Origin of the sequence: Rhizorhabdus argentea, from assembly GCF_037861105.1 — a bacterium.
Lineage (GTDB): Bacteria > Pseudomonadota > Alphaproteobacteria > Sphingomonadales > Sphingomonadaceae > Rhizorhabdus > Rhizorhabdus argentea.
Map to the genome: position 1 here is coordinate 1 of NZ_JBANFK010000046.1, position 7,042 is coordinate 7,042.

Below are 7,042 nucleotides of genomic sequence, written 5' to 3' on the forward strand. Positions count from 1 at the left end.
GGCTCTTATGCTGGTGCTGGTCGAGATAAGCATCGATGTCCTGGGCGATCAGCTTGTCGACCTGATAGGCGCTCTCGGCGTCCTGGAGCGTCGCGTTCATCAGAAATAGCCCTCCTGCTTCTTCTTTTCCATGCTGGCATCGCCGGCATCTTTGTCGATCGCGCGGCCCTGCCGCTCCGACGTGGTCGTGAGGAGCATCTCCTGGATCACCTCCGGCAAGGTCGCCGCCTCGCTCTCGACCGCGCCCGTCAACGGATAGCAGCCGAGCGTGCGGAAGCGGATCGAGCGATCGACCGGCACTTCGCCCGGCTTCAGCCGGAAGCGGTCGTCGTCGACCATCAGCAGCATGCCGTCGCGCTCGACCGTCGGCCGCTTTGCCGAGAAATAGAGCGGCACGATCGGGATATTCTCAAGATGGATATACTGCCAGATGTCGAGCTCGGTCCAGTTCGAGATCGGGAACACCCGGATGCTCTCGCCCTTGGCCTTGCGCGCATTGTAGAGGTTCCACAATTCGGGCCGCTGGTTCTTCGGATCCCAGCGGTGATTGGCTGAGCGGAACGAGAAGATCCGCTCCTTGGCGCGGCTCTTCTCCTCGTCGCGCCGCGCGCCGCCGAACGCCGCGTCGAAGCCATATTTATCGAGCGCCTGCTTCAGACCCTCGGTCTTCCACATATCCGTGTGAAGAGGGCCGTGATCGAACGGATTGATGCCGCGGTCCATCGCCTCCTGGTTGTGATAGACCAGCAGCTCCATCCCGCTCTCGCGCGCCATCCGGTCGCGCAGCTCGTACATCGCCTTGAACTTCCATGTCGTGTCGACATGCAGCAGCGGAAACGGCGGCGGCGACGGATAGAAGGCCTTGCGCGCGAGGTGCAGCATCACCGCCGAATCCTTGCCAACGCTGTACAGCATCACAGGACGCTCGGCCTCGGTCACAACCTCACGCAGGATGTGAATCGACTCCGCCTCCAGGCGCTCAAGATGGGTCAATGTCCTCAAGCTCATCTTTCCTCACCATAACTGCGCACGGATCACGCCGCGCGACATTGCAATCCTGATCGCATTGTCATAACGCTGGGGCCAGCAAACCTCCCATGTGGGAGGGTAGGTATGATGCCATGAAATTTACCATTCAGGACGAGAATGATCTGCTCACCGCCCTTTACGACGGGCCGTTCGAGCAGCCGCTGTGGACCACCTTTCTCGATCGCTTGAGAATGCGGGTTCGGGCGAATTACACATCGCTCATTTTCCGACCGCCCCACTTGCCGAGAAGCAGCCCGATCGAGCTTTTTTCCGGCGAGAGTTCGCTACCTGAGCTTCGACAACTCTATCGTCAGGAGATCTACAAGAGGGATCCGCTTCCCTATCTCGCATTGCGGGAAGGCCGGGTCTACGCCTTATCGGAATTGCTCGACAGCGATGTTGCCGAGCATCAGCAATTTATCGATGAACTGCTCACGCCCAGCGGCTCACGCCAGATGCGTACGGTGCGCGTGAGCGAGCCCAGCGGTGTCGATGCCTGGCTCACCATCGCGCGCGACAATCCGGACTTTACGGCTGCCGATAGCGCGCTGCTGAGCGCGCTCGCAACACATTTGCGGCGCGCGTTACGCAACTATGTGGAGATCGAACGCGGACGAGCTCACGCGAACATATCGGCTAATGCTATTGAAAAGCTCAACTTCGGCTGGCTGAGCCTGGACAGCGGAGGCCGGATCATCGAAGCGAGCTCACGCGCTCAAAGGCTGCTTCAGCATTGCCCGGCACTCAGGATCGGGCGGCGCCGACACCTGACGGCGGTGAGCACAGAGCTCGATCGCGAGCTGAGATCCGCCATCAAGCTATGCGCGGATAATCCCGAAACACGCCCGCGCGCGTTGCACATCAGCCGGGATCCTTGGATCGACATGCTCCTGGTCGCGATACAGACCAGGGTCGACGAGCCTTTGTCGGCCCCGGTTGCGATCGCATATCTTCAGGGTGACAATCATCTATTGTCGGATCGCCATCAGCAGATAGCCGATCTGTTCGGCCTGCTTCCGAGTGAAGCCCGGCTGGCGCTGGCACTCTGCCGCGGGCTAACCCTGACGGAAGCTGCGGCCGATCTCGGCCTGACCGTCGAGACCGCCCGAAATTACTCCAAGAAAATTTATGCGAAGATGGGCGCGCGCGGCCAGTCAGACCTCATCCGATACATCTTGGCCAGCGTCCTCGCCTTGGCCTGACCTGCCTTCGCAGGGCCGGCGCGGGGCTAGCTCGAACGCGGAAACGTTATCGGTGCTTATGCCGCCAGCATGCACCCTGCCCTTCAGCTTGAAAGCGTTTGCCTGCTACGCTGGCGACATCATCCGGTGGCATTTGCCGGCTCTTGCGGAGGACAAGGCAAAACGTGCGCTTACTGGAAAGCCCGCCATAAGAACGGCAGAGGCATCTACATTGTGCGCGTAACGCCGATCCTCACTGTGCGGTTAGTCCTCCATCGACAGGCAATGCTGCGCCCGTAACAAAACTGGCGGCGCTTGACGCCAAAAATGCGATGACGCTGGCGATCTCCGAGGGGGCCGCACTCCGATTGAGCGGCATACGCGAGATATAAATATCCGCATCGGATCCGAGTTGCTCCATCGTTTTCTCGACCATGGGCGTCAGCACGACACCCGGATGGATGGAGTTGGCCCTGATGTTGAAAGGCGCCAGTTCGATCGCTGCAACCTTGGTCATCCCCGTTACGGCGAATTTGGATGCACAATAGTCCCAATTCTGCGCGGCGCCCACCAATCCATAGCCGGATGAATTATTGACGATCGAACCTCCGCCTGCGCGCTTCATCGAAGGCAGGACAAGCTTCATACCCAGGAATACGCCTTCCTGATTGATGGCGCAGACCGTGCGGTATTCCTCAAGGGTAAGATCAGACACGGCCTTCCAAAAACCAGGATGGCCAGCGTTGTTAACAAGGATATTGACCGGACCGAAAGCGGCCTCGGTCTCTTCCACCGTGCGCTCCCAGTCAGCGGAGCTGGTGACGTCGAGGCGCGAAAAACGCACCTGTTCGCCTAACTCCTTTGCCAGGGCCTCACCTGCCTCCTCTTGAATGTCACCAATGGTGACATAGGCGCCCAGTTGCTGAAACATGCGCACTGCCGCCGCGCCAATGCCGCTGGCCCCGCCGGTGATAATCGCTACCTTGCCTTGCAGATCGAACATTGCTCATCCTCTATTTATTTCTGACACCACAGGAACGGCCGGTGCTGGTCAAGACATCATCAGCCAATTTCGTGTCGATCAGTTCGCGCGTGGGCTGGATTTTGTTGCCCCGAAGCCGGATCGTCGCCGCATTGGCTCTCGTCTTTTTATGGTGCTGACATCACTGGCTCATCCTCAGCCCCTGTGGATACCAGTGCAGATATCCACAGGGTTCTATGGCCGATTAATGGTCGAGGTGCGGTGTCAGAAGCTATACTCTACGCGCAGGCCGTACGTGCGTGGCAGGCCGGCATTATAGCTTGTCCCAAAAGGCACGAGCGTTTGCCGGCGCGTGACATACTTCTTGTCGAACATATTGTTCACGTAGAAGCCGACGCGGAGGTGTTCGCCGGGAGGGCTCACATAGCCCGACGCATTCGCGAGGAACAGAGACTTGCTTCGATCGTACCTCAAATTACCGCCAGCGCCGGGCTGGTAGTTGATCGAGGAGCGGTACGTCGCGAGACCTGAAAGCGACGCGGACCATGATCCGACGGCGAATTCGTAATTGGCGCTGAACGATCCTGACCACGTCGGAGCCTGCGGCGGCGGCGTGCCGGTAAGGTTTGTCACCAGGGGATCACAGTTAACCATTCCCAACCCGGGAACGAAGCATGCAAGCCCTATGACCTGATCAAACGGCTTGTACCGCGGATGTTGCCAAGCGCCGGTGATCCCGAAGTTTAGCCCTTCCATAGGAATAATCTGCGCCTCAGCCTCGACACCGTAGTTTTCCAGGGCTGCGTTCGAGGTCGTGGCACCACCCTGCGTGACGTCCTTGAGCGTCTGCGCTTGCAAACCCTTGTTCTTGAAATAGAACGCAGCCGCGTTCAGGCGGAGCCGGTTATCCAGCATCGATTGCTTGATTCCGACCTCGTGACTGGAGATCTTTTCAGGCTGGACAGTTGCAGGCGGTGCAAGCTGCGAATCCGGGAAGCCGCCCGCCTTGAAGCCACGAGTGAAGCTGTAGTAGATGTTGGTCGGACCATTATCCCAGGCCAGCACGAAACGCGGCGTGAACGCACGTTGCGACGTATGCAGATCCACACCCCAGGGGACGCCAAACGCCGATCCACGCATGCCGCGCTCGTCATAGGTATAGCGCCCACCAACTGTGATCTTCAGTTCGTCGGTGACTTTGTAATAGCCCTCGAGGAAGGCCGCGTAAGAACTTGTGCTTCCTTCGTTGAAGAAGCCGACCGAGGTACTGTCGTCCAGGACGGTCCCACCTAGAAAAGCTGCCCTGAAATGACGCTTGTCGTGCAGATAGCTCAAACCGAACAGATATTCGAACCGGCCACCCAGCTTCGAGGCCATCTGAAGGTCCTGCGAGAACGTATTGCCCCCGACATCCGCTCCGATATATTCGAAGAGGGGCAGTGGTGTCATATCGGTATCGCCGGCATTGTGGCGTGTCGACTGATGGCGGAACGTCGTCGTGCTCGTCAAGTCGAAGGTGCCGAGCTCAAAATTCATCTTAAGGTTGGCGCCGTAAAACTTGGTGTGGGCAGGCGGCGCATAGGATTGATTTTGTTGTTCGTAGAAGCCGAGCGTGGAACTGATAGTACCGGGCGGCGCGAGAACACAGCCTAAGCAAGTGGCGTCGTTGCGCCCCAAAGTCCCCGTCCGCGTCACGGTACTGCGGAGGTCATAATATTCGCCTCCAAGCACGATGTCCGAGGTTCCGGGATTCCAGCGCAGCTTCGCCCTTACGTGATAGTTTTTTTCCCAACCATTGTCGCTGTTTGTCGTCACATTGTGGATGAACCCACCATTATGTTTGTAGCCGCCGGTGGCGCGCAGGGCAAGATCCTGGCCCAGCGGTACGTTGATCATTGCGTCCAGTTGCTGATGATCGATGTTGCCGATCTCGCCGCGCGCCCGCCCCTCGAGCTTGAACGTCGGATCGGCGCTGTTGATGATGATCACGCCGCCTGACGCATTGCGGCCATACAGCGTGCCCTGCGGACCGCGGAGCACCTGGATGCTGCTGATGTCGAAATTATCGAGAAGTTCGTTCGCGCCGACGGTGTTCGTCAGATACGCGCCATCTTCATAAATCGCGACTGGACTTTCCAGGCCCGCTGCCGTGAAAGCCACGCCAAGTCCACGAATATTGGGCGAGAAGAAGCCGGCACTGACGGTGAAGTTCGCGCCTGGCGTCACTGCCGCGATATCGGAGATCTTGGCTAGCCCGAGCTTCTGGACGGTCGCGGCTGTTACCGCCGTTACCGCAATCGGGATGTCCTGCAATTTCTCCGTTCTGCGCTGGGCAGTGACGACGATCTCGCCGGCGCCACTGCTGGCCGCGTCCTCCGGGGCTGACGTCGCAGGCGGCGCGCCGGCTGGGGCCTGTGCGTAGCTCGCCGAAGCGAGCAGCCCGCCAAGCGCGATTGCCACTGGTCCTGATATCTTCATGATAATTCTCCCCTTGCTTTCTGCTTTGTTAATTCTGCTTTGTTAACACGGCACCCTGCCGCCGCTGGACGATGAAACATCTCTCTGGAAAACGCATTATCTTGGCTCAGCGTGCGCGCACCAGCGTTCTGGTCAATGTCATCGTCTTGATTAGCCAGTTATCACCCTTTTTCTCGTAGGTTTCATGATAGTGACCCATGCCATTCATATATCTCATCGGCTGGCCCTCTGAGAAGTAAACCTCGTCCTCGAAAGGCCATATAGCTTTCGCCGTCAACTCGGTCAGGATCTCGATTGTCGGATTGAAGAGTTTGTGCACCAGGAGGTTGTATTCTGCCATCCCCCGAGCGACCTCTACAATGTTCTTCGCCCCTATTACGGGCCAGGCCACCCCATTTTCGACAGACTGGAGAAGCTCCAGGCTAAATTCGCTACCTGTACGAACCCACTCGCCGGTCTTGGGGTGACGCGCAGTCATAGCGTTGGTTTCATCGAACACCGCATCGTCGGTGAACAGCGAGCCAAAACCGTCCCAGTCCTTCGTGTCCACGCAATAGGCGTACTTGGCCTTGCATTGCCTGACCCCTTCAATCGCCAGCAGGCGATCCAGCGCATCCATTCAGGTCTCTCCTAGGCAGCACATTCTTTCGCTACCGGTTCGTCAGGACGGGGGATGGGCCTGGTTCAAATGAGACCACTATTTAGGGAATCGAATTCGCACTTAGCCATCAACGCAAAGACTACTCCACCCGTTCTACAAGCCATGCTCACTCTCCAGTCAATTGACTCCCCGGCCGCTTTGCTGGCTCTTTGCACGTCACCATCCGCGTGAATGCGCAAACTGTCAATAGAATGAGCGCCCTTTTTTTGGGCCAAGTTTGTTGCCTGATCGCTAGCGCGCGGGGATTAGCAAGGCCGCGTCGGCTGCATAGAGCGCCTCTAGCAAAGCGGCGACGCGCGGGTCTACCCATTGCGGGTTGGGGTTCCGCATGGTGTTGGTCGCATAGGCCACGCCGATCCTGCGCTCTGGATCGGCAAACGCCACGCTGCCGCCAAAGCCCGCATGGCCGAATGATGCCGGATTCGGCCCCATCGCGCCGTCGTTGAGACGGAAACCGGCTGCGTAGCGGCCGGGGACGCCCATAGCCTGATCGATGCCGGCAATGCGCTCGCGGATCGCCTGCTGCAGCACCGTGCGGCTCACCAGCCTTGTCTCGTCCCGCCGGTCATCGCTGACGAGATTCGCGTAGAGCTTCGCCAGGCCGCGCGCACTCGCGGTCGCGCCTGCCGCCGAGTGCCCCGCCGCGCGCCAATAGCGTTGGTTGGGAAAATCCCAGGCGATCATTGGATTGGCGAGCGCGGCCGCCATGGC

Annotated in this window: 6 protein-coding genes; 1 reads left to right on the forward strand and 5 read right to left on the reverse strand. The window is 58.9% G+C overall.

Features of this window, described 5'->3' with window-relative positions; genetic code table 11:
- Positions 1–99 precede the first annotated feature (99 nt).
- The gene (gene cysD / locus AAC645_RS20135) at positions 100–1,002 is read right to left on the reverse strand and encodes a sulfate adenylyltransferase subunit CysD (RefSeq protein WP_340318368.1); all 903 of its coding nucleotides are present in this window, start codon (positions 1,000–1,002) and stop codon (positions 100–102) included.
- Positions 1,003–1,121: 119 nt separating this feature from the next.
- Here cysD and AAC645_RS20140 point away from each other — a divergent pair, with 119 nt between their 5' ends.
- Positions 1,122–2,231 (forward strand): helix-turn-helix transcriptional regulator, encoded by a 1,110-nt coding sequence (locus tag AAC645_RS20140; RefSeq protein WP_340318369.1) that lies wholly within the window; start codon positions 1,122–1,124, stop codon positions 2,229–2,231.
- Positions 2,232–2,463: 232 nt separating this feature from the next.
- Here AAC645_RS20140 and AAC645_RS20145 read toward each other — a convergent pair whose 3' ends face one another.
- From AAC645_RS20145 to AAC645_RS20160, 4 genes are all read right to left on the reverse strand, one after another.
- A complete protein-coding gene (locus tag AAC645_RS20145) occupies positions 2,464–3,213 on the reverse strand; it encodes a glucose 1-dehydrogenase (RefSeq protein ID WP_340318370.1) in 750 nt (249 codons plus the stop codon).
- Between the two features lie 243 nt (positions 3,214–3,456).
- Complete coding sequence (locus tag AAC645_RS20150) at positions 3,457–5,670, reverse strand: TonB-dependent receptor (RefSeq protein WP_340318371.1); 2,214 nt, start codon at positions 5,668–5,670, stop codon at positions 3,457–3,459.
- 106 nt (positions 5,671–5,776) lie between these two features.
- On the reverse strand, positions 5,777–6,289 hold the full coding sequence (locus tag AAC645_RS20155; RefSeq protein WP_340318372.1) for a nuclear transport factor 2 family protein: 513 nt from the start codon (positions 6,287–6,289) through the stop codon (positions 5,777–5,779).
- A gap of 273 nt (positions 6,290–6,562) precedes the next feature.
- On the reverse strand, positions 6,563–7,042 hold a 480-nt coding region (locus tag AAC645_RS20160; RefSeq protein ID WP_340318373.1), incomplete at its 5' end, for a serine hydrolase domain-containing protein.